At 63.2% G+C, this 22,740-nt stretch carries 24 protein-coding genes and 1 riboswitch; of the genes, 16 read left to right on the forward strand and 8 right to left on the reverse strand.

Translation table 11 applies throughout. From position 1 onward, the window contains the following. Positions 1–130: 130 nt before the first annotated feature. From U5A52_RS10945 to U5A52_RS10960, 4 genes are all read left to right on the forward strand, one after another. Positions 131–1,885 (forward strand): IlvD/Edd family dehydratase, encoded by a 1,755-nt coding sequence (locus U5A52_RS10945; RefSeq protein ID WP_321934762.1) that lies wholly within the window; start codon positions 131–133, stop codon positions 1,883–1,885. Positions 1,886–1,991: 106 nt separating this feature from the next. Continuing rightward, positions 1,992–2,095: riboswitch (SAM-I-IV-variant riboswitch) on the forward strand. 42 nt (positions 2,096–2,137) lie between these two features. Next, positions 2,138–2,458, forward strand: coding sequence for a hypothetical protein (locus U5A52_RS10950; protein ID WP_321911909.1), 321 nt, complete (start codon positions 2,138–2,140; stop codon positions 2,456–2,458). Between the two features lie 44 nt (positions 2,459–2,502). Continuing rightward, a complete protein-coding gene (locus U5A52_RS10955) occupies positions 2,503–3,471 on the forward strand; it encodes an ROK family protein (protein WP_321934763.1) in 969 nt (322 codons plus the stop codon). A gap of 86 nt (positions 3,472–3,557) precedes the next feature. Next, positions 3,558–4,229 (forward strand): hypothetical protein, encoded by a 672-nt coding sequence (locus U5A52_RS10960; protein WP_321911905.1) that lies wholly within the window; start codon positions 3,558–3,560, stop codon positions 4,227–4,229. A 205-nt stretch (positions 4,230–4,434) separates the two neighbouring features. Here the strand turns inward: U5A52_RS10960 and U5A52_RS10965 are convergent, their stop codons facing one another. From U5A52_RS10965 to U5A52_RS10975, 3 genes are all read right to left on the reverse strand, one after another. Beyond that, a complete protein-coding gene (locus U5A52_RS10965) occupies positions 4,435–4,713 on the reverse strand; it encodes a BrnA antitoxin family protein (protein WP_321911903.1) in 279 nt (92 codons plus the stop codon). Continuing rightward, positions 4,673–4,945: a BrnT family toxin gene (locus U5A52_RS10970; protein WP_321911900.1), complete on the reverse strand. Its 273-nt coding sequence runs from the start codon at positions 4,943–4,945 to the stop codon at positions 4,673–4,675. The genes U5A52_RS10965 and U5A52_RS10970 overlap by 41 nt, the downstream gene beginning before the upstream one ends. A gap of 310 nt (positions 4,946–5,255) precedes the next feature. After that, positions 5,256–5,612, reverse strand: a complete 357-nt coding sequence (locus U5A52_RS10975) for a hypothetical protein (protein ID WP_321934764.1) — start codon at positions 5,610–5,612, stop codon at positions 5,256–5,258. 272 nt (positions 5,613–5,884) lie between these two features. Here U5A52_RS10975 and hpnJ point away from each other — a divergent pair, with 272 nt between their 5' ends. Further along, positions 5,885–7,306, forward strand: coding sequence for a hopanoid biosynthesis associated radical SAM protein HpnJ (gene hpnJ / locus U5A52_RS10980; protein ID WP_321911896.1), 1,422 nt, complete (start codon positions 5,885–5,887; stop codon positions 7,304–7,306). Between the two features lie 154 nt (positions 7,307–7,460). On the opposite strand, the gene U5A52_RS10985 is transcribed toward hpnJ, so the two are convergent. Next, positions 7,461–7,721, reverse strand: coding sequence for a DUF1488 domain-containing protein (locus tag U5A52_RS10985; protein ID WP_028204289.1), 261 nt, complete (start codon positions 7,719–7,721; stop codon positions 7,461–7,463). Between the two features lie 277 nt (positions 7,722–7,998). On the opposite strand from U5A52_RS10985, the gene sufB reads away from it, so the two are divergent. From sufB to U5A52_RS11035, 10 genes are all read left to right on the forward strand, one after another. Further along, on the forward strand, positions 7,999–9,447 hold the full coding sequence (gene sufB / locus U5A52_RS10990; protein WP_321911895.1) for a Fe-S cluster assembly protein SufB: 1,449 nt from the start codon (positions 7,999–8,001) through the stop codon (positions 9,445–9,447). Between the two features lie 13 nt (positions 9,448–9,460). Then, positions 9,461–10,273 (forward strand): Fe-S cluster assembly ATPase SufC, encoded by an 813-nt coding sequence (sufC, locus tag U5A52_RS10995; RefSeq protein WP_321911893.1) that lies wholly within the window; start codon positions 9,461–9,463, stop codon positions 10,271–10,273. Continuing rightward, positions 10,270–11,595 carry a Fe-S cluster assembly protein SufD gene (sufD, locus tag U5A52_RS11000; protein WP_321934765.1) on the forward strand — a complete coding sequence of 442 codons (1,326 nt, stop codon included), beginning with the start codon at positions 10,270–10,272 and terminating at the stop codon, positions 11,593–11,595. Before sufC ends, sufD begins: the two co-directional genes overlap by 4 nt. Continuing rightward, entirely contained in the window at positions 11,592–12,845 is a 1,254-nt protein-coding gene (locus U5A52_RS11005; RefSeq protein WP_321934766.1) for a cysteine desulfurase, read from the forward strand. Before sufD ends, U5A52_RS11005 begins: the two co-directional genes overlap by 4 nt. Further along, entirely contained in the window at positions 12,842–13,294 is a 453-nt protein-coding gene (gene sufU / locus U5A52_RS11010; RefSeq protein ID WP_321911889.1) for a Fe-S cluster assembly sulfur transfer protein SufU, read from the forward strand. The genes U5A52_RS11005 and sufU overlap by 4 nt, the downstream gene beginning before the upstream one ends. 28 nt (positions 13,295–13,322) lie before the next feature. Then, positions 13,323–13,649, forward strand: coding sequence for an SUF system Fe-S cluster assembly protein (locus U5A52_RS11015; RefSeq protein ID WP_321934767.1), 327 nt, complete (start codon positions 13,323–13,325; stop codon positions 13,647–13,649). A 1-nt stretch (position 13,650) separates the two neighbouring features. Further along, entirely contained in the window at positions 13,651–13,983 is a 333-nt protein-coding gene (locus U5A52_RS11020; protein WP_321934768.1) for a non-heme iron oxygenase ferredoxin subunit, read from the forward strand. A gap of 134 nt (positions 13,984–14,117) precedes the next feature. Then, positions 14,118–14,333: a hypothetical protein gene (locus U5A52_RS11025; protein ID WP_321911884.1), complete on the forward strand. Its 216-nt coding sequence runs from the start codon at positions 14,118–14,120 to the stop codon at positions 14,331–14,333. 6 nt (positions 14,334–14,339) lie between these two features. Further along, the gene (locus U5A52_RS11030; protein WP_321934769.1) at positions 14,340–15,086 is read left to right on the forward strand and encodes a 3-oxoacyl-ACP reductase family protein; all 747 of its coding nucleotides are present in this window, start codon (positions 14,340–14,342) and stop codon (positions 15,084–15,086) included. A 313-nt stretch (positions 15,087–15,399) separates the two neighbouring features. Next, positions 15,400–17,070, forward strand: coding sequence for a phospholipase C (locus tag U5A52_RS11035; RefSeq protein WP_415764158.1), 1,671 nt, complete (start codon positions 15,400–15,402; stop codon positions 17,068–17,070). 94 nt (positions 17,071–17,164) lie between these two features. Here U5A52_RS11035 and U5A52_RS11040 read toward each other — a convergent pair whose 3' ends face one another. The 4 genes from U5A52_RS11040 to U5A52_RS11055 form a co-directional block, all read right to left on the reverse strand. Continuing rightward, entirely contained in the window at positions 17,165–18,535 is a 1,371-nt protein-coding gene (locus tag U5A52_RS11040; RefSeq protein ID WP_321911881.1) for an MFS transporter, read from the reverse strand. 319 nt (positions 18,536–18,854) lie between these two features. Further along, a complete protein-coding gene (locus U5A52_RS11045; protein WP_321934770.1) occupies positions 18,855–20,633 on the reverse strand; it encodes an ABC transporter transmembrane domain-containing protein in 1,779 nt (592 codons plus the stop codon). Between the two features lie 96 nt (positions 20,634–20,729). Next, the gene (locus U5A52_RS11050; protein ID WP_321934771.1) at positions 20,730–21,020 is read right to left on the reverse strand and encodes a hypothetical protein; all 291 of its coding nucleotides are present in this window, start codon (positions 21,018–21,020) and stop codon (positions 20,730–20,732) included. 16 nt (positions 21,021–21,036) lie between these two features. Beyond that, positions 21,037–21,606 carry a sigma-70 family RNA polymerase sigma factor gene (locus U5A52_RS11055; protein WP_321934772.1) on the reverse strand — a complete coding sequence of 190 codons (570 nt, stop codon included), beginning with the start codon at positions 21,604–21,606 and terminating at the stop codon, positions 21,037–21,039. A gap of 297 nt (positions 21,607–21,903) precedes the next feature. Here U5A52_RS11055 and U5A52_RS11060 point away from each other — a divergent pair, with 297 nt between their 5' ends. After that, positions 21,904–22,734: a flagellar brake protein gene (locus tag U5A52_RS11060; RefSeq protein ID WP_321911873.1), complete on the forward strand. Its 831-nt coding sequence runs from the start codon at positions 21,904–21,906 to the stop codon at positions 22,732–22,734. The last annotated feature ends 6 nt before the right edge of the window (positions 22,735–22,740 follow it).

The following is a 22,740-nucleotide window of genomic DNA, read 5'->3' on the forward strand; positions in this document are numbered from 1 at the left end:
GGTGATTTGTAATATCGTGCGCGAAGGGCGCACTGCGCGCCTTGCGCGTTGCACGATTCGCAGTACGCTTACCGGCGACGGCGCTTTGCCCGCGTTTTGACCCATCTGAACCGACCCGAGGCTCGTGGCTATGTCCGAAAAGAACTCACCGAATGAAAAGGATTCCGCTGATCCCGAGGGCATGCGCGGCGGACTGACCCACTACGGCGACACAGGCTTCTCGCTATTCCTGCGTAAGGCTTTCATCAAGGGCGCCGGATATACCGACGACGCGCTGCAGCGTCCTGTCATCGGCATCACCAATACGGGCAGCGCGTACAACCCTTGCCATGGCAACGTGCCTCAGCTGCTCGAGGCGCTCAAGCGCGGCATTCTGCTGGCGGGCGGCTTGCCGATGGAATTCCCGACCATCTCAATCCACGAGAGCTTTTCGCAGCCAACGAGCATGTTCATGCGAAACCTCATGTCGATGGATACGGAGGAGATGATTCGCGCGCAGCCCATGGACGCGGTCGTGCTCATCGGCGGCTGCGACAAGACGGTGCCCGCGCAACTGATGGGCGCCGTATCGGCGGGCATTCCCGCCATTCAGCTCATTACCGGGTCCATGGTGACGGGCGCGCATCGCGGTGAACGCGTTGGCGCGTGCACGGATTGCCGCCGCTATTGGGGCAAGTTTCGCGCGGGCGAAGTCACGGCGGAGGAGATCGCCGAGGTGAACGACCGCCTCGTGCCGAGCGTCGGCACCTGTGCTGTCATGGGCACGGCCAGCACGATGGCTTGTGTGGCGGAAGCCATGGGCATGACGATGCCGGGCGGCGCTTCACCTCCGGCCGTCACGTCGGACCGCATGCGCGTGGCCGAGCAGACCGGCGCACAGGCCGTGGAGATGGCGAGGCGGCGGCTCTCGATCGACCAGGTGCTCAGTGCCGAGTCGATCGAGAACGGCTTGCGGGTGCTGCTGGCCATTGGCGGTTCGACGAACGGCATCGTGCATCTTGCCGCCATTGCCGGACGTCTCGGCTTCGACATCGATCTGGACGCGGTGGACCGTATGGGCCGCGAAACGCCGGTGCTGCTGAACCTGAAGCCTTCCGGCGAGCATTACATGGAGGATTTTCATCGCGCTGGCGGCATGGCCACACTGCTTCATGAACTGAAGCCCTTGTTGCATCTCGACGCCATGACCGTGACGGGCCGCACGCTGGGCGAGGAAATGGAGCGCGCCGGGCCGCGTTTCGCGCAAGACGTGGTGAAGCCACTCAGCGCGCCCATTTATCCGCAAGGGGGGCTTGCCGTCCTGCGCGGCAACCTTGCCCCGGGCGGCGCGATCATCAAACAATCGGCGGCTTCGGCGGCGCTGATGGAGCACGAGGGCCGCGCGGTCGTGTTCGAAGACGCCGGCGATATGGCGAACCGCATCGACTCCGACGACCTCGACGTGCACGCCGACGACATCATCGTCCTCAAGCGGATTGGTCCGAAAGGCGCGCCGGGCATGCCCGAGGCCGGCTATATTCCGATCCCGAAGAAACTCGCGCGCGCCGGGGTGAAAGACATGGTGCGGATTTCGGACGGACGGATGAGCGGCACGGCATTCGGGACGATCGTGCTGCACGTTACGCCGGAAGCCGCCATCGGCGGCCCGCTTGCGCATGTGCGTAACGGCGACCGCATCCGCTTGAGCGTGGCCAACCGCGAGATCGCCTTGCTCGTGGACGACGAAGAACTGCGGCGCCGGGCGCAGGCGAATGCGGTTGCCGTGCCCACGGCGGCCCGCGGTTATCACAAGCTGTTTCTCGACACCGTGACCCAGGCGGACAAGGGCGCCGACTTCGATTTCCTCAGGGCGACCGAGTCGCGAGGCGCCGTCCCAAGGAGATAGCATGCGGGGCCGGAAGGCCGGGCAGGAGGGCGCTCGAGGTGCGCTTCTTGCCCGGAACCTTATTTCCGGTATAATGAAAGCTCGTTCGGAATATCGAACACAAGAAGCAAAGCATCCAGAGTCGGAGTGACCGACGCCAACCTGCCCTCCCGGGCAAGGTGGAAGCCCTCGAGGCGATGCGGCCGATTAACGGCAACGAAACGGGAGCAGCGTAGCTGGCACCGGTTCGATCAACCTTCATCCGGAGTCACTATGCGTCAAGATATCCCCGCCGCTTCGTCCTCGGTCTGTGAGGACTTTTCGCACTGTCTTCCTGGCTTCACGCTCACGCATACCGTTCATCTCGTGTCCGGTCTGGATCTCGGCGTCGTTTCGACAGCCGCAGGCGTGCTCGACGGCGAACAGGTGGTCGTCGACCGTTGGGCGGTGACCCGCTGCGGCGACGTGCTCGAGCAGAAAATCGTATTTGGCGACATGACCGAAAGGCGCGCGGTGCGGCTGCGCGAACAACTCGCGGCCGTCGACGGCGTATTGCGTGCCAAGATAGAGCATCATTTCGTGCGCGCCCGCTGAACCGTCAGGCTGGCGTCGCATAGGCACGCATAGAGGAGCCAGGGGTGCCAGACACCAGCGCAGAACAAAAGCAAAACTCAGGCGTCTTCGTCGCGGACATCGGCGGTTCTTACGTCAGGCTCGGTGTATCGGAGAGCCCGGGCAGCGTGCGCCTGCTCGAAAGCGTGCCAACGCCCGTCGACAGCTGGGAGGCGTTTGGCGCGACGCTTCAATCTCTCGCAGACCGTCATATTGGCGAGAACCGCTCGCCACTCGTGATCTCGATGGCCGGCGCGATCGATCCCGCAAGCGGGGTGATCTGCTCGTCCAACGTCCCATGCGTTTCGGGTCGCGTGCTCGGCGCGGAGTTGACCTCGCGGCTTCAGCGGCGCGTACGCATTGCCAACGACGCTCACTGCCTCGCATTGGCGGAGGCCGTCGAGGGTGCGGGGGCGGGCCACGATGTCGTGTTTTGCGTGGTCCTCGGCTCCGGCGTCGGCGGCGCGCTCGTGGTGGGCGCCCGCGTAGTCGGCCGCGCGAGCGGCATATCGGGCGAGTGGGGCCACGGGCTGCCTGTGAGCACGCACGTCGACTTCGACGGCACCGGCCACGCGGAGCCAGTGAGTGCCTTGCGTTGCGGTTGCGGCCGCATGGGCTGCGTCGACACCATCGGCGGGGCACGCGGCATGGAACGGCTCAACGCGCTCCTGAACAACGAACAGAAAGACAGCCACACCATTCTCGACGACTGGCAGCAAGGCGGCGATCGCGCGCAGCGCACGGTATCGGCTTGGCTCGCCCTGGTATCGGAACCGCTCGCAGCTGTCATCAACATTACCGGCGCTTCGATCGTGCCGGCTTGCGGCGGACTTTCCAATGTGTCCCCACTCATCGACGCGCTGGACGCCGCAGTGCGCAAGCGCACGCTGCGGGAGTTCCGCGAGCGCGTGGTCGTGCCCGGCACGTTCCGGCACGACGGCGGCCTGATTGGCGCGGCCATCATCGCGAGGCAGGACGACCTTCGCGAGCGGTAATGCGCCGGGAAACGCACACACAGGAAAAATGGGCTCCCGACGCCTAAACTGATCTATGAAGCCGAACGGCTTTCGGGGTGAGCATCATGAAAGGGCGTGAATTGTGCAGACTCCTGCTCGTGCTCGTGGCGCTATGCATCAGCGCTGGGGCGAGCGCGGGTAGAGGCGGCGGCGGGTGGTACCACGGCGGCGGTGGCTGGGGCGGCGGTGGTGGCGGTGGCGGTGGCGGCTGGGGCGGCAACGGCGGCATGAATCACGGCAGCGGCTGGAGCGGCGGCTATCACGGCGGCTATAGCGGCGGCGGGTGGAATCACGGCGGTTATTACCATGGCGGCTATCGCCACGGCTACGGCTGGTATCACGGCGGCTACTATCACGGCTGGTATGGCTGCTGCGGGTCGGTGAGCGTCGGCTTCTACTTCGGCCCCGGTTTCATCTACGGTTATCCGTTCTATCCGTACTACTACCCGACGTACATAAGCAGCGTCTATTACCCCTACGTTTCAGGCGACTTCTCGCAGCCCACGCAGTGGATCGAACAGGGGCAGGGGCAGGTGCCGCAGGAGCCTCAGTACGGCGGTGCCGCTATGTACGATCAAAACGAGCAGTATGGGCAAGGCGGCGGCCAGGGCGGGCAGGGTGACGAGGCCCCGTATGGCGTCTGGTACTACTGCGTGGCGTCGCAGACTTATTACCCGTACGTGCGAACCTGCGCCGGCGGCTGGCAGCAGGTCCCCGCGCGTCCACCGGACAGTTGAAAGGCGAAACGGCATCCCAACGCGTGGCATTCGGCGTCGGCGCGCGAAGCCGCTCTGGAGGCTTCACGATCGTTTCGGTAAGCTAAACGATTCGGCGCCGGGGAAACGCCTCGTCGCGCAGTATCGCGAGATCTTTGCCGATTCTCGAACGCCGACGGCGCGCGTGCGGCGCTCCGGCGCGAGCGCGACCTCGAGCGACTCTGCCTTATGCTTCGACTTCGGTGGGGGAATGCGTTTTCAGCCAGTCGCGCACCGCCGCATTGAGGCGCGACTGCCAGCGGGGGCCGGTTGCCTTGAAGGCTTCGAGAATGTCGTCGTCGAAGCGGATGGTCGTTGCCGTTTTGTGGCTGCCTGGCGGGCGGCCGCGACGCACGATTCTGTCGCCATCGCGCAGTTCCGCTTGCTCGATCCATTCGTCCGAAATCTCGGGGGCGTCGTCCGCATCAACCCAGGTGCGGCGCGAGCCGGTTGATTTCGCGTTCATTTGCTTTCCTCATGCTGATGATGCGGCGGGCCGCGCCGCGTTGGGTCCAGACCACGATGACGATGCGTGCGTCGAGCCATCCTGCTGTCGTGAAGCGAACCTCGCCGTAGTCGTTCCGATCGTCGCGACGGGTGAGGTTGCGGCCCGCGAAGACCTCTGCGGCCCGAGCGAAATCCAGGCCGCGCTCGGCCAGGGCGCTGGCGCGCTTGACGCCGTCGAACTCAATTCGCATCGGAATTATTGTACTAACAAAAAAATGAGAGGAACAATCTTTTTTTGTTAGTACAGTAATTGAAAGGGGGGCGCAAGGCCGCTGGCTTTGGCGCCTTGTGGGAGATCAAGCCCCGTGACAACATTGCAGAGGTGTGACGACGAAGGCGGGGCGCGCGTAGCGGACACGGGCGCCGTATTGGACCACAAGCGGTCAACCCGCAGCAGGGCAATGGTGCGCATGGAGGTGGCGACACGTAGCGATGCCGCCGCAGAGGCACGATGACCGTGTGGCGCTCCGGCACCTCGCGGCTGAGGATCCTGCGCCTACCTCAAGTGACAAGCGTATAAGGGTCCGCTTCCAGCGTGACGCCCGCGCCGCGAATCACCTGCAGGTACGTGAACGTGTCGCCCACGGCAGCACTGGCCTGCTCGGCGAGACTGCGTACGTTCGCCGACTTTTCGGCGCTCGCCATCATGGCTTCGAGTGCGTCGGCATGCACGAACCCGTGTGCTGCCGCCGCACTGAGAACCGCATCCAGAACACGCCGGGCTGCTGCCCGGGCTTCGCTTGAAGCGAGCGGGGCGCGGTATGCGAGAAAGCCCGCCATCAGCAGGAATTCGGCCGGGCTGATATGGTGGCCGTTGCCAACCGGCACGCCTTCTGTCATGTCGTGATATCGCGACATACATTGCCTCCCGCTTTGGAGTGCTGTGAATGCTGCTGCGGATGCCCCCAAAAAATATAGTACAGAAAGCATCGCTCATGCCGACGAATGCGGCGTTCACCGGGCGCCAAACTTTTTTCAACTGGGTATTTCGATAAGCGGGTACGGGCTTTTTTTCGCCATGCCGCGAAGGTAAGTCGTAGTATTCTTGACCCGGGCAAAGCAGCTATCCAGCAAGTGTCATGCTTTTGTAGGCTTCGAGACAAATTCCGGATTTTTCTCCGAGGACATTCATGAAAACGCTGTTTCTGCAGGCACCTTCGTATGAAGGCTTCGATGGCGGCGCTGGCTCACGTTTCCAAACAAAGCGCGAGGTCCGGTCGTTCTGGTATCCAACGTGGCTGGTTCAGCCGGCCGCGCTCGTCGAAGGCAGCCGCGTGGTCGATGCCCCCGCAGACGAGCTTTCACTGGAAACGACCCTGGATATCGCTCAGGAATACGAACTGGTTATCATTCACACGAGTTCGCCTTCTTTCCAGAGCGACGTGCAGTTTGCCGAGCACTTGAAGCGGCGCAAGAGCACGATTCTCATTGGCATGATCGGCGCGAAAGTGGCGGTCGATCCCCAGGGTTCGCTTACCGCGAGTGATGCGCTCGATTTCGTCTGCCGGGAGGAATTCGACTTCACGTGCCGCGAAATTGCACAGGGTCTTCCGTTCGAATCGATTCTGGGCCTCAGCTATCGCCTGCCCGACGGCGGCATCACGCACAACGAAGCCCGGCCGATACTCGAAGACATGGACCAGCTTCCATTCGTCTCGCCGATCTACAAGCGCGACCTCACGCCCGAGCACTATTTCAGCGGCTATCTCAAGCATCCGTATCTGTCGCTCTACACGGGGCGCGGCTGCAAATCCCGTTGCACGTTCTGCCTCTGGCCGCATACGGTCGGGGGGCACCGCTATCGCACGCGTTCGGTTGAGCATGTGCTGGAAGAAGTGAAATGGATTCGCGACAACATGCCCGAAATCAAGGAGATCATGTTCGACGACGACACGTTCACGGATCTGCGGCCGCGCGCCGAGGAGATTGCGCGCGGGCTTGGCAAGCTAGGCGTGACGTGGTCGTGCAACGCCAAGGCGAACGTGCCGTACTCGACGCTGAAGGTGATGAAGGACAACGGGTTGCGGCTCCTGCTCGTGGGCTACGAATCCGGCGACGACAAGATTCTCGTGAACGTCAAAAAAGGCTTGCGTACCGATATGGCGCGCCAGTTCAGCGAGGATTGCCGCAAGCTCGGTATCAAGATCCACGGAACGTTCATCCTCGGTCTGCCGGGCGAGACGCACGAGACGATCCAGAAGACCATTCAGTATGCAAAAGAGATCAATCCCCATACCATTCAGGTGTCGCTCGCCGCGCCGTACCCGGGCACGGTGCTTCACAAGCAGGCCGTTGAAAATGGGTGGCTGAACGATACCAAGGTCATCACGCTCATCAATTCGGCGGGTACGCAAGCTTCGACGATCGGCTATCCGCACCTTTCGCGCGAAGAGATCTATCTTGGCGTCGAGGAGTTCTACAAGCGCTTCTATTTCCGGCCATCGAAGATCTGGGAAATCGTCCGCGAGATGCTGGTGAGCTGGGAGATGATGAAGCGGCGCCTGCAGGAAGGCGCGGAGTTCTTCCGGTATCTCCGGGCGCGCAAGGTCTGAGGAAGCCACGATTAAAAAAACGCCCGGAATTCCGGGCGTTTTTTTATCGCTGACCTTTCAGGGTTGCATTTGGGGAGGTATCGAGGCCTGCGGGAAGCAGGCTGATTGGGCTGATGATTCGCACCCTGTTGCGATTCCACTTGCACCAGCGCGATTACTCCAGATCGCGCGTTTCCAGCTCCACGGACTGGCCCCCGTTTTTCTCCAGCGCGTGTCGCGCGGCCAGTTCGATGCTCGGGCGGTTCGCTTCGAACGCGCTCAATAGTGCATGCGCCGATGTTCCGGTATTGCCAAAGCGATCGTTCAGCGCGTCGAGCGACACGCTGCACCATACCGGGCGATTGTCCACGTTGGCTTCGAACGCGACGCGTGCGGCAGCCACGGCGTGACGGCGACTCGTGAATTCGATTCTCATCCTGGTCCTCCGTGAGTTTCACTGTTACAGGGTAGAACCTGGCGCGGCCAATGTTGAGTTCTTTTTGCGGCTATTTCGTTTGAGCGCCGCTGGCGGGCGGCTTCACCATCGGCGGGACGGGTAGATACATCGTCATTTCACTCTTGCCAGCAGGGTCTTTCGCATCGGGCGTGCCGGCTTCGCTCTCGCTGCGCCGCGGTTAAACCCCGGCCATGCCAGGGTTTTGACAGCGGTTCTAGAATGAGGTCATGAGTGTACAGGAGACCGTAATAACGTCATGGATACACAAGCGAAAACGTTCGAGGAATTGCTGCGGCGGGAATATCGGCATGGGTTCGTTTCGGACGTGCAGTCGGATACGTTGCCGCGCGGTTTGTCCGAGGACGTGATCCGCCTTATCTCGGCGCGCAAGCAGGAGCCGGACTTCATGCTCGAATGGCGGCTCGCTGCCTACCGGCATTGGCTCACGATGACCGAGCCGCATTGGGCGAGCATCGAACACCCGCCGATCGACTTCCAGGACATCGCCTACTATTCGGCGCCGCTCACGCAGGCAAACCGGCCGAAGAGCCTCGACGAAGTCGATCCGGAACTCCTTCGTACCTACGAAAAGCTCGGCGTGCCGCTCCAGGAGCGCGAGATGCTCGCGGGCGTGGCCGTGGACGCGGTTTTCGACAGCGTGTCCGTTGCCACGACGTTTCGCCGGCAGCTGGGCGAGCTTGGCATCGTGTTCTGCTCGTTCTCTGAAGCGGTGCGCGAGCATCCGGACCTCGTGCGCCAGTATCTCGGTTCGGTCGTGCCGTACACCGACAATTTCTTCGCAACGCTCAACTCCGCGGTATTCAGCGACGGTTCGTTTTGCTATATCCCGCCGGGCGTGCGCTGCCCGATGGAGTTGTCCACGTACTTCCGCATCAACGCACGCAACACGGGCCAGTTCGAGCGCACGCTCATCGTGGCCGACAAGGGCGCTTACGTGAGCTACCTCGAAGGCTGCACGGCGCCGATGCGCGACGAAAACCAGCTGCACGCCGCCGTGGTGGAGCTCGTTGCCCTGGAGGGCGCGCAAATCCGCTATTCGACGGTGCAGAACTGGTATCCGGGCGACGCGCAGGGACGCGGCGGCATCTACAACTTCGTGACGAAACGCGGCGACTGCCGCGAGGCCAACGCGAGGATTTCGTGGACGCAAGTCGAAACGGGGTCCGCCATTACATGGAAATATCCGAGCGTCATTTTGCAGGGCGACAACTCGATTGGCGAATTCTATTCGGCGGCGCTCACCAACCACTATCAGCAGGCCGATACCGGCACGAAGATGGTTCATATCGGGCGCAATACGCGCAGCACGATTCTCTCGAAGGGGATTTCGGCTGGCCGCGGCAAGAACGCGTATCGCGGGCTCGTGAAAATGGCGCGCTCGGCCGAGAACGCCCGCAATTACACCCAGTGCGATTCGCTCCTGCTCGGCGACCGATGCAGCGCGTTCACGTTTCCGTATATCGAGGTGAAAAACCCGAGCGCGAAGGTCGAACACGAAGCCTCGACGTCGCGCATTGGCGAAGACCAGCTGTTCTATTGCCGGCAGCGCGGGCTCACCGAGGAGGACGCGGTGTCGATGATCGTCAACGGTTTTTGCCGGGACGTTCTCAAGGAATTGCCGATGGAATTCGCGGTGGAAGCGCAAAAGCTTCTGGGCGTGAGCCTGGAAGGCAGCGTAGGTTGAGAGGGAGAGCAGTATGCTGGAAGTTCGCAATCTGAATGTCGAAGTCGAAAGCAAGCCGATTTTGCGCGGTGTGGATTTGCGCGTGAACGCGGGCGAGGTTCACGCGATCATGGGGCCGAACGGCTCCGGCAAAAGCACGCTCGCCCACGTGCTGGCGGGGCGCGAGCAATACGTGGTCACGGGGGGCAGCGTGCAGTACGACGGCTGCGACCTGCTCGCGCTCGCGCCCGACGAACGTGCGCGGCGCGGGCTCTTTCTCGCGTTCCAGTATCCGGTGGAGATACCGGGCGTGAGCAATATCTATCTGCTCAAGGCCGCGCTCAACGCGCAGCGCAAACAACGGGGCGAAGCGGAACTCGACGCCATGGACTTTCTCGCGCTGGTGAAAGAAAAGATGGCGGCGATGGAGATGAAGGAAGCGCTTTTGTACCGGGGCGTGAACGAAGGGTTTTCGGGCGGCGAGAAAAAGCGCAATGAGGTGCTGCAAATGACGGTGCTGGAGCCGCGCCTCGCCATTCTCGACGAGACCGACTCCGGGCTCGATATCGACGCGCTGCAACTCGTCGCGCGCGGTGTGAACCAGATGCGCAGCGCGGAGCGGGCGATCGTGCTGGTGACGCACTACCAGCGCCTGCTCGACTACATCGTGCCGGACCACGTGCACGTGCTTGCGCAGGGCCGTATCGTGCGATCGGGTTCGCATGAGCTTGCACTCGAACTGGAGCGCAAGGGCTACGGCTGGCTCGGCGAGCCGGATAGCGACGAACCGGCAGGTGGGCCGGGCGCCGGCCCGCAACACACGGCTGCCGCCAGGGAGCAACGATGAGCGAATCAACGCGCGAGCATTACCGCGACGCTTTCCGCACGATGGCGGGAACGCTGGCGGGCGTCGAGCTGCCCTGGCTGCGCAAGGCAAGGCGGCACGCGTTCGACCGGTTCGAAATCCTGGGCTTTCCCGGCACGCAGCTCGAAGCGTGGAAGTACACCAATGTCATGTCCATTGCGAAGCCGCATTGGCATTTCATGCCTTCGGACGGTGAGCAAACGGATTATGCGCGCCTGATCGACGACCTCGTGCCCGCCGATGCTGGCGGCCGTATCGTGTTCGTGAACGGCCGCCACGCGCCGAAGCTCTCGTACCTGCCGCCTTTGCCGGAAGGCGCATTCGTTGGCACGCTCGCCCAGGCAATACGAAGGATTCCTGATCGGATCGAGTCGATCATGGCGCACCGCGCGCCGGAGGACGGCTTCGCGGCGCTCAACGGCGCATTTCGCAGCGACGGCTATGTGGTCGTGCTGCCGCCAGGCTGCGCGCTGGACTGGCCGCTGCACGTGTTGTTCTTCAGCAGCGAGGCCGCGCTCGCCATGCATCCATTCAACGCCGTGGTGGCGGAGCGCGGCGCGCTATGTTCGATTGTCGAGCAGTTCGCGGGCATTACCGACGAGGCGTATTTCGTCAATACCGCCACGGAGATCGTCGCCGACGAAGAGGCCGACATTCAGCATTGCCGTATCCAGCAGGAGGCGCGCACAGCGTTTCACATCGCACACGTAGGCGTTTCGCAGCGGCGCGCCAGCCACTTCACCTCGCACTCGTTCGCGTTCGGCGGGGCGTTGTCGCGCACACAGATCGATACTCGCCTCGACGCGGAAGACGCCCAGGTCGATCTGAACGGCCTGTATTTCGTGAGCGCCAGGCAGCACGTGGATCATCACACGCGCATCGACCATGAGATGCCGCGCGGCACGAGCCGAGAATACTATCGCGGCGTGCTCGACGGCGCTTCGCATGCCGTGTTCGACGGCCGCGTGATCGTGCATCAGGACGCGCAGCAGACCAACGCACACCAGGGAAACGACAACCTGCTGCTCTCGCGCAATGCCGAGATCGACACGAAGCCGCAACTGGAAATTCACGCCGACGACGTGAAGTGCACGCACGGCGCGACCGTCGGCCAACTCGACGAGAACCCGCTCTTCTACCTGCGCTCGCGCGGCATTGACGAGCGCATGGCGCGTGCGCTGCTCGTATGGTCGTTCGCGCGCGTGAGCGTGGATCGCGTGGAAAGCGCTGCGCTGCGCAGCCGGCTCACGCAACAACTGCTCGCGCGCTTGCCCGGTGGCGAATATCTGCGGGGACTGTCATGAATCTACTCGAACCGGTGAGTATTCCCGACGCCGAAACGGTCATGGGTTGGCGTCGCGACTTTCCGATTCTGCGCGAAAGCGTGCATGGCAAGCCGCTCGTGTATCTCGACAACGCCGCGACCACGCAGAAGCCCGCGAGCGTGATCGCCGCCGAGCAGGCCTATTACGAACATGACAACGCCAACGTGCATCGCGGCGTGCATGCGCTGTCGCAGCGTGCAACCGACGCCTACGAGGGCGCTCGCGCACGCATTGCGCGTTTCCTGCATGCGGCGCACGAGAACGAGATCGTATACACGCGGGGCACGACGGAAGCGATCAATCTGGTGGCGCAAAGCTACACGCGGCCGCGACTGCAGCCCGGTGACGAAGTGCTCATCACCGCGATGGAGCATCACTCGAACATCGTGCCGTGGCAACTCGTCTGTGCGCAAACGGGCGCGCTGCTGAAGGTGGCGCCGATCGACGACGACGGCACGCTCGACCTCGACGCATACGAACGCCTGCTCGGCGCACGCACGCGCATGGTGGCCGTCGCGCACGCGTCCAACGCGTTGGGAACCGTGAATCCGGTTGCGCGGATGATCGAGCTTGCGCATGCGCGCGGCGTCCCGGTGCTGGTCGATGGCGCGCAGGCGATCGCGCACCTTCCCGTGGACGTGGCCGCGCTCGGTTGCGACTTCTATGCATTCTCGGGGCACAAGATCTATGGCCCCACGGGCATTGGCGCGCTGTATGCAAAATCGGCGTTGCTCGAGGTCATGCCGCCATGGCAGGGCGGTGGCGACATGATCCGCTCCGTGACGTTCGAGAAGACCGAGTACAACGTGATTCCGTGGCGCTTTGAAGCGGGCACGCCAAATATCGCCGGCGCGATCGGGCTGGCGGCGGCGCTCGACTACGTGAGCGCGATTGGCCTGGAAGTGGCGCAGCGGCACGAGGCTGATCTGCTCGCTTATGCAGACGCTGCTTTGCGTAATATGCCCAACGTGAGAATGATTGGAACTGCGAAGGAAAAGCTGGGCATCCTCTCATTCGTGATGGAGAACGCGCATGCCCACGACGTCGGCACGATACTCGATCATTGTGGCGTGGCGGTGCGTACCGGGCATCATTGTGCGATGCCGGTGATGGAGCGCTATGGCGTGCCGGCCACGGTGCGCGCTTCGTTTGCGCTGTACAACACGCGCTCTGAAGTCGACGCGCTGCTGCACGGCCTCGCGCGCGTAGAAGAGGTATTTCCGTTATGAGCGACCTGCGCGACCTGTACCAGGAAACGATCTTCGACCACTACAGGCGGCCGCGGAACTGTCACGCCGTGACCGGTGCGACGCATCGCGCCGAGGGGTATAACCCGTTGTGCGGCGACCGCGTGACGTTGTATTTGCGTATCGAGGACGGAGTCGTCAAGGACGCGGGCTTCGAGGGTGCGGGGTGCGCGATCGCAACGGCTTCGGCTTCGTTGATGACGGAGGCGCTCAAGGGCCGCACGCAAGCGGAGGTCGAAGCACTGTTCGAGCGCTTTCACACGATGGCGACGGCGCCTTCGGACCGGCCGGTCTCGATCGAAGGGCTCGGTAAACTCGCCGTACTCGCGGGCGTGCGCGAATTTCCGGCGCGCATCAAATGCGCGACGCTCGCGTGGCACACGCTGCACGCCGCGTTGCGTGACGAACGTGGCACCGTTTCAACCGAGTGAGGCAGTGCGTGCCCGGAGGCCAATGACGATGAATACGCAAACAACGAGCGACGACCTGCGCGAACGCGTGATCGACGCGCTGCGCTCGGTGTTCGATCCGGAGATACCGGTCAACATTTACGATCTGGGGCTCGTTTATCAACTTGACGTGGACGCCGAAGCGGGCCGCGTGACGATACACATGACGCTGACCGCGCCCGGTTGCCCGGTGGCGCAAACCTTCCCGGGCACGGTCGAAGATTGCGTGAACGACGTAGAAGGCGTGAGCGAGACGCGTGTGGAACTGGTCTGGGAGCCGCCGTGGACAAGAGCGCGCATGTCCGAAGCGGCGCTCCTGCAACTGGGGATGCTTTGACATGGCCGATTGGGTGGACGTGACGCCATACGGCGAATTTCAACCGGGTTCCGTGCACAGCGTCGACGTGGACGGCACGCCGGTCGCGGTATTCAATCTCGAAGGAACCTGCTATGCGATCGAGGACACCTGTCCGCACGATGGCGGCGTGCTCACGGGCGGCGATGTGGAAGGCGACGAGGTGATCTGCCCGCGGCATGGCGCGCGCTTTTGCATCAAGACGGGAAAAGTGCTCGCGCCGCCCGCGTATGAGGATGTCGCGGTGTTCGCGGTGCGTGTGGAAGCGGGCATGGTGCAGGTGCGGGATGCACGCTGGGACGAGGGCTTTTCCTGAACGCGCATGCCACCCAGGCGCCTCACGCGCAGTGGTCAGCGGCATAATGGATGCGCGCATTGGTGCACGGGTGTGTCGTACCGCGCGCGCCGATCTTCGCGCTCTGCATGCGTTGCAACTATCGAGAGGCATCCATGAAGGCTCTGTTCCATCTTGCAGCGGCGGCCGCGGCAGGCACGCTCGTCATGTTCTACCTGGACCCGATTTCCGGTCCGCGGCGCCGCGCGAAGTTGCGCACCACGCCGTTTTCGCGCCGTCGCGGCCGCGTGAGCGCTCACGGTCATGCAGATTCACTCGGCGTGGACGGCGAACTGGCGGGCCCGGGCGGCGGCATTGGCACCGCGCCGTGAGCCCCGATGCCCGCACTTTTCCCGGACCTGAATAACCGCGTTGCGCTCGTGACGGGCGGCTCGCGCGGAATCGGCCGCGCCATTGTCGTTACGCTCGCTTCGGCCGGCGCGGCGGTTGCAGTGAATTACCGGCAACGTGCCGACGAAGCCCGGCAGGTCGCCACGCAGATCGAAAGCGCCGGTGGCCGCGCGCTCGCCTTGCGCGCCGACGTGTCGTCGGCAAGCGAGGTCGCCGCGATGATCGGCGAGATCGAGCGCGGCCTCGGCGCGGTCGACATACTCGTGAACAACGCGGGCACGGGCACCATTACCGACATCGAGTCGCTGACCGAAGCCGAATTCGACCGCACGCTCGCCGTCAATCTCAAGTCGGCGTTTCTCTGCACGCAAGCGGTGTTGCCCGGTATGCGCGCGCGCCGCTGGGGGCGCATCGTCAATCTTTCTTCGGCAGCCGCGCGCGGCGGTGGCCTCGTCGGCGTTCACTACAACGCTTCGAAAGCCGGCCTCGAAGGCTTGACGCGCGGCTACGCCGCACGCGTGGCCCGCGAAGGCGTCACTGTGAACGCCGTGGCGCCCGGGCCCATCGACACCGAGATGGCCGCGCCGCTGAAAGCGGCGAACGTTGCGGAACGGCTGCCCATTGGCCGCCTCGGTGAAGCCAGCGAGGTCGCCCAGGTCGTGCTGATGGTGGTCGGCAATGGCTTCGTCACCGGGCAGACCATTCCCGTGAACGGCGGCGTCAGTTTCATCTAGCACGACGCTGTGCGCTTCGTTTAGTTCACCTTGTTTGCAAACCGGCGTGCGAGCGCCGCGCAATCTTCATACCTGAATTCGAGGCCGATTTCGCCAATTCGGCGCCAATTGCACGCCGAGCCAGCTTCAAACTTACCAATCGAAAATATTTCGTAAGGACTCTGACGCTGAGCATTCATACCCCGATGCTTTAATCCTCATGCCGTGTAGCCTCCGCATTCCGCTGGCATGAGCGCGACGATGCGGGCTGCATAACGCCTTTTCTGCGGCTTCACGGTGACCCCGACAATACGAAACCAACCAGGAGCCGAATATGCAATGGCGTCACGTCGCAGTTGGTTCGCTCACAGCCGCAGCATTCGCATCGACAGTTGCGTGGAGTGCTGGTGACGATCACGACAAGAATCATCCGGAACACGGTCACACTGCTACCCCGATCAAACACCTCGTCGTGATTTATGGCGAGAACGTTTCGTTCGACCACTACTTCGCGACTTATCCGCATGCGACCAACCCGTCCGGCGAGCCTGCATTCAAGGCGCAGCCCGGCACGCCCGAAGTGAACGGTCTGACCGGCACGCTGCTGTCCCAAAACCCGAACTTCACGAATGCGGGCAATGGCGCGGGCGCGGCCAATCCGTTCCGTCTGGATCGCACGCAGGCGGCCACGGCTGACCAGAACCACGCCTATACGGCCGAGCAGCAGGCGTACGACAACGGCCGGGCCGACCTCTTCCCGGAGTACACGGGTAATGGCACGAGCGGTGGCGCCGGCGCATTTGGCACGAAGGGCCAGGTGATGGGCTATTACGACGGCAACACCGTCACGGCGCTGTGGAACTACGCGCAGCACTTCGCGATGAGCGATAACGCGTATACGTCGACCTACGGTCCTTCCACGCCCGGCGCGCTCGAAGTGGTCTCGGGCCAGACCAACGGCATGAAGGTTGTTCTCACAACGAAAAAGCCTTCGACCGCGGGTTCGTACTATGTGAACGACGGGCAGGGCGGCTTCACGATGATCAATGACGTCGATCCGGCCAACGACCTCTGCTCGAGCACGACCGACACGGCGCAGATGACGGGCAAGAATATCGGCGACCTGCTGAACGCGCGCAGTGTCTCGTGGGGCGGCTTCATGGGCGGCTTCAACCTCTCGACGACGAACAGCAATGGCACGACCGGCTGCAAGCGCAGCACGCTTTCGCCGGTGGTCGGCGCGTCCACGTCCGACTATATTCCGCACCATAACTGGTTCCAGTACTACGCATCGACGTCGAACCCGCAGCATCTGCGTCCGAGCTCGCTCGCCGCGATCGGGCACAGCGTGGGCAAGAACGGGAACCCCGACCCGGCGAATCACCAGTACGATACCGACGACTTCTTCAATGCCGTGAAGGCGGGCAATTTCCCGTCGGTGAGCTTCCTCAAGGCTCCGGCCTACCAGGATGGCCACGCGGGCTACTCTGACCCGCTCGACGAGCAGGCTTTCGTCGCGAAGGTCGTGAACTTCCTGCAGGAGCAGCACGACTGGGAAGATACGGCCGTTATCGTGGCCTGGGACGACTCGGACGGCTGGTACGACCATGCGTACGCGCAGCCCAATAGTGCTTCGTACGATAGCGTGGCCGATCAGTTGACCGCGGCCGGCATTTGCGGCACCGGTTCGGCGCCGGCCGGCTTGAACGGCAAGCCCGTGAACGGCCGCTGCGGTCCGGGCACGCGCATCCCGTTCGTCGTGATCTCGCCGTGGGCCCGTGAGAACTACGTCGACCACACGTTGATCGACCAGTCTTCTGTGGTGCGCTTCATCGAAGACAACTGGCTTGATGGTCAGCGCATCGGCGGCGGGTCGTTCGACGCCACGGCGGGCAGCATCATGGGCATGTTCGACTTCGACCGCCGTGGCCGCGGCCACGAAGACCGCAGGGTGTTCCTCGACCCGGCGACGGGCGTGGTGCTCGACAAGGCGCCGAAGGCTTGACAGCTTAGGATGGCTGATCGTTAAGGTATGAAAGAAGAAGCGCGCCCCTGCGAGATTCGTCTTGCAGGGGCGCGCTCGATTTTTCAGCGGTTGATCAGGCGGGGTGGGAAGCGTGCCCGTGATCGCCAAGTCCGTGTTTGTCGTCGTATTCGCGTGAAATATCTTTGTTGGTGTAGTCGCCCATGCGCCAGGCGGCAAGCAGACTAATTACCGCGCACACGGCGATATAGATCGCAATCGCGTAACCCGTTTGGTAATACGCGAAGAGCGCTGTGGCGATCAGCGGCGCCGGGCCGCCCGCAATCACGGAAGCCAGCTGATAACCGAGCGAGGCGCCGCTGTAGCGCAGCCGCCCCGTGAACGATTCAGCGATGAACGCAGCCTGCGGACCATAAAGCATGGCGTGGGGCACAAGCGAAAGCACGACGGCCACGAAAATCCACGCCGGGTTTTTCGTATCCACCATTCCGAAGTAGATAAAGCCGAAAATGCCCACGGCCACCGCGCCGATCATGTACATGCGCTTGCGTCCGATCAGGTCGGACATGTGCCCAAAGAACGGAATGGTCACGAACTGCAGCACCGCAGCCGCCAATACCGCGCTGAGCATGAGGTCGCGCGAAACGTGCAGCGTCTTCACGCCATAAGTAAAGACGAAGGCTGTGTAGATATAGAACGGCGCCTGTTCGGCCATGCGCGCCAACGCCGAAAGGAGAATGTCCTTGGGCTGGCGGCGAATGACTTCGACCATTGGCGTTTTCTCGATTCTGTTCTCGGCGAGGAGCTTCGCGAAGATCGGCGTTTCAAGAATGTTCAGCCGAATATACAGGCCGATCGCGACAAGCACGATGCTCAGCAGGAACGGCACCCGCCATCCCCATGTCATGAAACTGTCTCCGGAAAAGCGGCTGACGACGAGCACCACGAGATTGGCGATAAAGAGCCCCGCCGGCACGCCGAATTGCGGCCAGGAGGCGACGAAGCCGCGGTGCGCATTGGTGCGGGTCCATTCCATCGACATCAGGACCGAACCGCCCCATTCGCCGCCCACGCCGACACCCTGGATAAAGCGCAGCACCGTGAGCAAAATGGCGCCCCAGATGCCGATCGACGCATAGGTCGGCACAAACGCCACGGCGAACGTGGCGACGCCCATGAGCAGCAAGGTGACGATCAGCGTGGCCTTGCGGCCGACGCGATCGCCGTAGTGCCCGAATATCGCGGCGCCTACCGGCCGGGCGACGAAGCCCACGGCATAGATGAGAAAGGCCTGCAGGGTGCCAACGAGCGGGTCGGATTCAGGAAAGTACAGCTTCGCGAAGATCAGCCCGGTGACTGTGCTGTAGAGAAAGAAGTCGTACCATTCGATCGTCGTGCCGATGGTGCTGGCAATCACAGCGCGGCGCAACTGGCGATGAGCGTCTTCCTCCGAAAGGAGCGTGGCTCCTGGTTGATCGGCATTCATTTCGCACCCCCAAGGCAAGCGCGATTTGGCCCATGCGAAGCGCATGGCCAGGGCTCCCGGTGGTGCGCAAAAAATGTGCCCTGATTCGCCGGGATCATGACGTTGCCGGGTCAGGTGGAAGTGATACGTCCCTTGCTACCGCTCCATCCTGCCTGGCATGGGTTGAGACGTTGTTATACGAGTCGATGGTATATCACGTTGTGATGCGGTGCGCGTGATTTGAATGAAGCTGTCATGTGGCAGTGGCGCATTATCTATCCTCGCAGGCGCTCAGCCCTTCCGACTATGTCCCGATCGCGCCGGGCGTCCCGGTTGATTTTTACGTCACGGTGTTCACGTGCTGCGCGCCGAACTGCAGCGCCGCGAGCTGCGCATAAAGCGGCGAACTCTGCAGCAGTTCCGCGTGCCGGCCTTGCGCCACGATACGGCCTTGTTCCATGACGACAATGCGGTCGGCTTGCTGCACGGTGGCGAGACGGTGAGCGATGACGAGCGTCGTGCGGTTTTGCGCGGCGTTGTCCAGCGCCGTTTGCACGAGGCGCTCGCTCGCGGCGTCGAGCGCGCTGGTGGCCTCGTCGAGCAGCAGAATGGGCGGGTTCTTGAGGATCGCGCGCGCGATGGCAATGCGCTGACGTTGACCGCCGGAAAGGCGCACGCCGCGTTCACCGAGAAAAGTGTCGTAGCCCTGCGGCAGTTGCTCGATAAAGCCGGCCGCGGCGGCCATTTCGGCGGCGTGCTGGACGGCTTCGAGCGTGGCGTCGGGCGAGCCATAACGAATGTTGTCGAGCACGCTGCCCGAAAAGATCACGGATTCCTGCAGCACCACGCCGATCGCCTGGCGCAACGCCGCGAGCGACACCTGTTGGGTCGGCACACCGTTGATGCTGAGGGTGCCCGACTGCGGATCGTAAAAGCGCAGCAGCAGCTGAAAGAGCGTGGTTTTGCCCGCGCCTGAGGGACCGACGAGCGCGACATGTTCACCCGGGCGCACGTCGAGCGAGAAGTCGTCGAGCGCGGCAATGCCGGGGCGCGAAGGGTAGGAGAAGCCAACCTTGTCGAACCGTATACCCGAGCCGTGAACCGGCAGCGGCACGGTTGCCGCCGCCTGCGCGACAGGCGAGCGCGCGGCGAGCAGTTGCAGCAGCCGTTCGGTCGCGCCCGCGGCCCGTTGCAGATCGCCCCACACTTCGGCCACGGCGCCCACCGCGCCAGCCGTGAACACCGCGTACAGAATGAACTGGGAGAGCTGGCCCGCGCTCATCTGCCCCGCGAGTACCGCCTGCGCGCCGAGCCACAGTACGAACACAATCGCGGCGAACACGAAGACGATCACCACGGCCGTCAATCCGGCGCGCGCCCGGATGCGTTTGAGCGCCGTTTCAAAGGCCGTTTCCACGGCGCCGCCAAAGCGTTTCGCCTCGAACGCCTCCTGCGCATACGACTGCACGGTGGGCATCGCATTGAGCACTTCGCCTGCCAATGCGCTTGCGTTCGCAACCTTGTCCTGGCTCGCGCGCGACAGCCGCCGCACACGCCGCCCGAAGAGGATGATCGGTGCGACCACAACGACCAGTGTCGCGATGATATAGCCGGACAGCACGGGGCTCGTCGCGACGAGCATTGCCACGCCGCCGACCGTGAGCAATAAATTGCGCAAGCCCAGCGAGAGACTGGTGCCCACTACGGTCTGGATCAGCGTTGTGTCGGTGGTGAGCCGCGAGAGCACTTCGCCCGATTGCGTGGTCTCGAAGAACTGCGGGCTCATGCGTATTACGTGGTCGTATACGGCGCGGCGCATGTCGGCCGTCACCCGCTCGCCGAGCCACGAGACCCAGTAGAAGCGCAGGGCCGTGGCGGCGGCCAGGATCAGCGAAACGACGAAGAGTGCAATGAAATAGCGATCGATATGCGTGCGATCGCCGCTCGCGAAGCCACGGTCGATCAGGTACTTGAACGCCACCGGCAGCGCGAGCGTGGCGCCCGCCGAGGTCAGAAGCGCGAGGAATGCGAGCGCCCAGCGCCCCGCATAGGGGCGCAGAAAGGGCAGAAGGGAAAAGAGGGGCGCGACGCGTGACGGTCGGGCGGCGACATCTGGCATGGAGCTTCCTGGCGGATCGGCGATAGGTCAATTGTGCCAGCCCGCCGCGCGGCGAGGCTGGCGAGCGGTGCGTTACGGCGAAGGGGGCGTCGCCCCCTAGGCTGCGCCATTGCGGAATTGTTCGCGCTCTTGCGGCGTCATGTTTTGCCATTGTTGCCACTGGTGCCGGTGCATGCGCCTGCTGCAGCCGCCATGCCCGCGGAATCCGCCGAACAGAATCCGGCACAGCACCAGCAGGCCAATCGCACGTGGATAGTCGATGGCATGCGCACCCGCCACGATCGCCGGGGCGATCCAGTTCCACAGGCCCATGACGATGGCGCCCAGCAACGCGATAACGGCCACCATCAGCAGCGCCTTGGCGAATATTTTGCGGCGAAACTTCATTTCATTCTCCTTCGTTTCAAATTTCGAAGCCGTCCCATGACGCGCGCAAACGTTCGCGCAGATGCAGCACCGCATACCGTTTGCGCGCCAGCAGCGTGTTCACGCCAACGCCGCTCGCGGCGGCCATTTCCTTGAAGCTGCGCCCGTCCAGTTCGTGCGCGACGAACACCTCGCGCTGGCTCGCCGGCAATTCGTCGAGCGCGGCGCGCAGGGCCTCGAGCATCGCCGCGCGTTCGTAGGCGGCCTCGGGGCCGGCGTCGGGCGAGGGCAGCGCGAGGTCGAGCCGATACTCGCTCTCGTCGCCCTCTGGCTCGGTGAGCGGCACTTCCTTGCGTTTGCGAAACCGGTCGACGATGCGATTTCGCGCCACGCGAAAGAGCCACGCGCCAACCTGCTCGATGGGCTCCGGCAGCCGCCATGCTTGAACCAGTTCTTCGAATACGTCCTGAAGAATGTCCTCGGCTTCGTCCTGGTCGATCACCCGGCGGCGGATGAAATTGCGCAGCCTCGGGCGCTCGCGGGCGACGGTGTCGGCGATTTCGCGCTCCTGCGTGGCGAGCGGGCTCGGGGTGGGCGGCGTTTCCATACCCGTGTAGACGATTCAGAAAAAGAAATATTGTGGCGCGTAATCTCCGGCTTTATGTGGCATGAATATTTCGTTAAACAAGGCCCGAGAATCACGGCACTTTTATTGACATCGGTCACTATATTTCGGTCACAATGCTGCTAACGAAAAAAATCAACAATTCACACGCTATCGGTCATGCACATTCACGAGCCTGGCAGCGGTACTGCGTCAAAAACTTTGGAACGCCTCGCGGACCCTGGGCAATTGCCCCTGGCAACACCGCTGCCATTGGCCGTGTTTCACCATGACGGAACCATGCTGCTGCCGCGAGGCGGAGTGCTGAACAGCGAGCAGCGCGACTTCCTCTTCGCGCACTTTCAGCCTTATCGCAACACGGCGGAAGAGGCGAATCTCGCGAGTGCACAAGACGGCCTGCATGATCGTGCGGATCGCGCAGATCGTGGAAAAGGTCCGTTGACGCTGGACGACATGAACCTGGCCATTGGCGCGCTGCTAGGCATACGCAGCCAGGCGGGCACGGGGCGCGAGATGCTGCCGTGCCGGCTGATCGGTTTCCGGCAAGGCGGCGCGATGTTCGTGACGCCTCCCGCTGCGGCGAAGCCAGCATGGGAGCCGTTCCAGGGCGAGCAGGTCGAGATCGTTGCGATCGCAACACAAGCCGTGTTCTGGCTCGTCTGCACGGTCGAGGCCGTTTGCGCGCATCCGTTCCGCTATCTCGTGCTCTCGGAGCCCGGCACGATACGACGGCTGCGCGAACGCCGCGCCGTGCGCGTGCGCACGCAGCTCGCGGTGCGCTATGGCGTCGATTTGACGGGCGCGGAACTGGACCGGCTCGGCATTGGCTGCGATATCAGCGTGCTGGGCATGTCGCTTGCCGCGGGGTGCAAGATCGGCGAGGTGGGCGAGCGGATTTGCGTGGTGTTTCCAATCGAGGCGGGCAATGTGGGGGCGACGTTCCAGGCCGTCGCCGTGATCCGCAATCTGCGCGCCGATACGCCGGCAGAAGGGCTGACCTTGCACGGGCTCGAATTCGACGCGCTTGCTCCCGAGAGCCTCGTCGCCCTCAAGACCTTCGTGTTCGATCGGCAGGACGCCGTGTCTTACTGGGCTGGCATGCCGACCTGAACGGTT

Origin of the sequence: Paraburkholderia sp. J8-2, assembly GCF_905220195.1 — a bacterium.
GTDB lineage: Bacteria > Pseudomonadota > Gammaproteobacteria > Burkholderiales > Burkholderiaceae > Paraburkholderia.

Coding starts and splice junctions, on each gene's coding strand:
- U5A52_RS11020 (WP_321934768.1), top strand. CDS start 13,651: ATGGCCGATTGGGTGGACGTGACGCCATACGGCGAATTTCAACCGGGT.
- U5A52_RS11050 (WP_321934771.1), bottom strand. CDS start 21,020: ATGAAGTTTCGCCGCAAAATATTCGCCAAGGCGCTGCTGATGGTGGCC.
- U5A52_RS11015 (WP_321934767.1), top strand. CDS start 13,323: ATGAATACGCAAACAACGAGCGACGACCTGCGCGAACGCGTGATCGAC.
- U5A52_RS10950 (WP_321911909.1), top strand. CDS start 2,138: ATGCGTCAAGATATCCCCGCCGCTTCGTCCTCGGTCTGTGAGGACTTT.
- U5A52_RS10945 (WP_321934762.1), top strand. CDS start 131: ATGTCCGAAAAGAACTCACCGAATGAAAAGGATTCCGCTGATCCCGAG.
- U5A52_RS11040 (WP_321911881.1), bottom strand. CDS start 18,535: ATGAATGCCGATCAACCAGGAGCCACGCTCCTTTCGGAGGAAGACGCT.
- U5A52_RS11025 (WP_321911884.1), top strand. CDS start 14,118: ATGAAGGCTCTGTTCCATCTTGCAGCGGCGGCCGCGGCAGGCACGCTC.
- U5A52_RS11005 (WP_321934766.1), top strand. CDS start 11,592: ATGAATCTACTCGAACCGGTGAGTATTCCCGACGCCGAAACGGTCATG.
- hpnJ (WP_321911896.1), top strand. CDS start 5,885: ATGAAAACGCTGTTTCTGCAGGCACCTTCGTATGAAGGCTTCGATGGC.
- sufC (WP_321911893.1), top strand. CDS start 9,461: ATGCTGGAAGTTCGCAATCTGAATGTCGAAGTCGAAAGCAAGCCGATT.
- U5A52_RS11060 (WP_321911873.1), top strand. CDS start 21,904: ATGCTGCTGCCGCGAGGCGGAGTGCTGAACAGCGAGCAGCGCGACTTC.
- sufU (WP_321911889.1), top strand. CDS start 12,842: ATGAGCGACCTGCGCGACCTGTACCAGGAAACGATCTTCGACCACTAC.
- U5A52_RS10970 (WP_321911900.1), bottom strand. CDS start 4,945: ATGCGAATTGAGTTCGACGGCGTCAAGCGCGCCAGCGCCCTGGCCGAG.
- U5A52_RS11030 (WP_321934769.1), top strand. CDS start 14,340: ATGCCCGCACTTTTCCCGGACCTGAATAACCGCGTTGCGCTCGTGACG.
- U5A52_RS11055 (WP_321934772.1), bottom strand. CDS start 21,606: ATGGAAACGCCGCCCACCCCGAGCCCGCTCGCCACGCAGGAGCGCGAA.
- U5A52_RS10960 (WP_321911905.1), top strand. CDS start 3,558: ATGAAAGGGCGTGAATTGTGCAGACTCCTGCTCGTGCTCGTGGCGCTA.
- sufD (WP_321934765.1), top strand. CDS start 10,270: ATGAGCGAATCAACGCGCGAGCATTACCGCGACGCTTTCCGCACGATG.
- sufB (WP_321911895.1), top strand. CDS start 7,999: ATGGATACACAAGCGAAAACGTTCGAGGAATTGCTGCGGCGGGAATAT.
- U5A52_RS10965 (WP_321911903.1), bottom strand. CDS start 4,713: ATGAACGCGAAATCAACCGGCTCGCGCCGCACCTGGGTTGATGCGGAC.
- U5A52_RS11045 (WP_321934770.1), bottom strand. CDS start 20,633: ATGCCAGATGTCGCCGCCCGACCGTCACGCGTCGCGCCCCTCTTTTCC.
- U5A52_RS10975 (WP_321934764.1), bottom strand. CDS start 5,612: ATGTCGCGATATCACGACATGACAGAAGGCGTGCCGGTTGGCAACGGC.
- U5A52_RS10985 (WP_028204289.1), bottom strand. CDS start 7,721: ATGAGAATCGAATTCACGAGTCGCCGTCACGCCGTGGCTGCCGCACGC.
- U5A52_RS11035 (WP_415764158.1), top strand. CDS start 15,400: ATGCAATGGCGTCACGTCGCAGTTGGTTCGCTCACAGCCGCAGCATTC.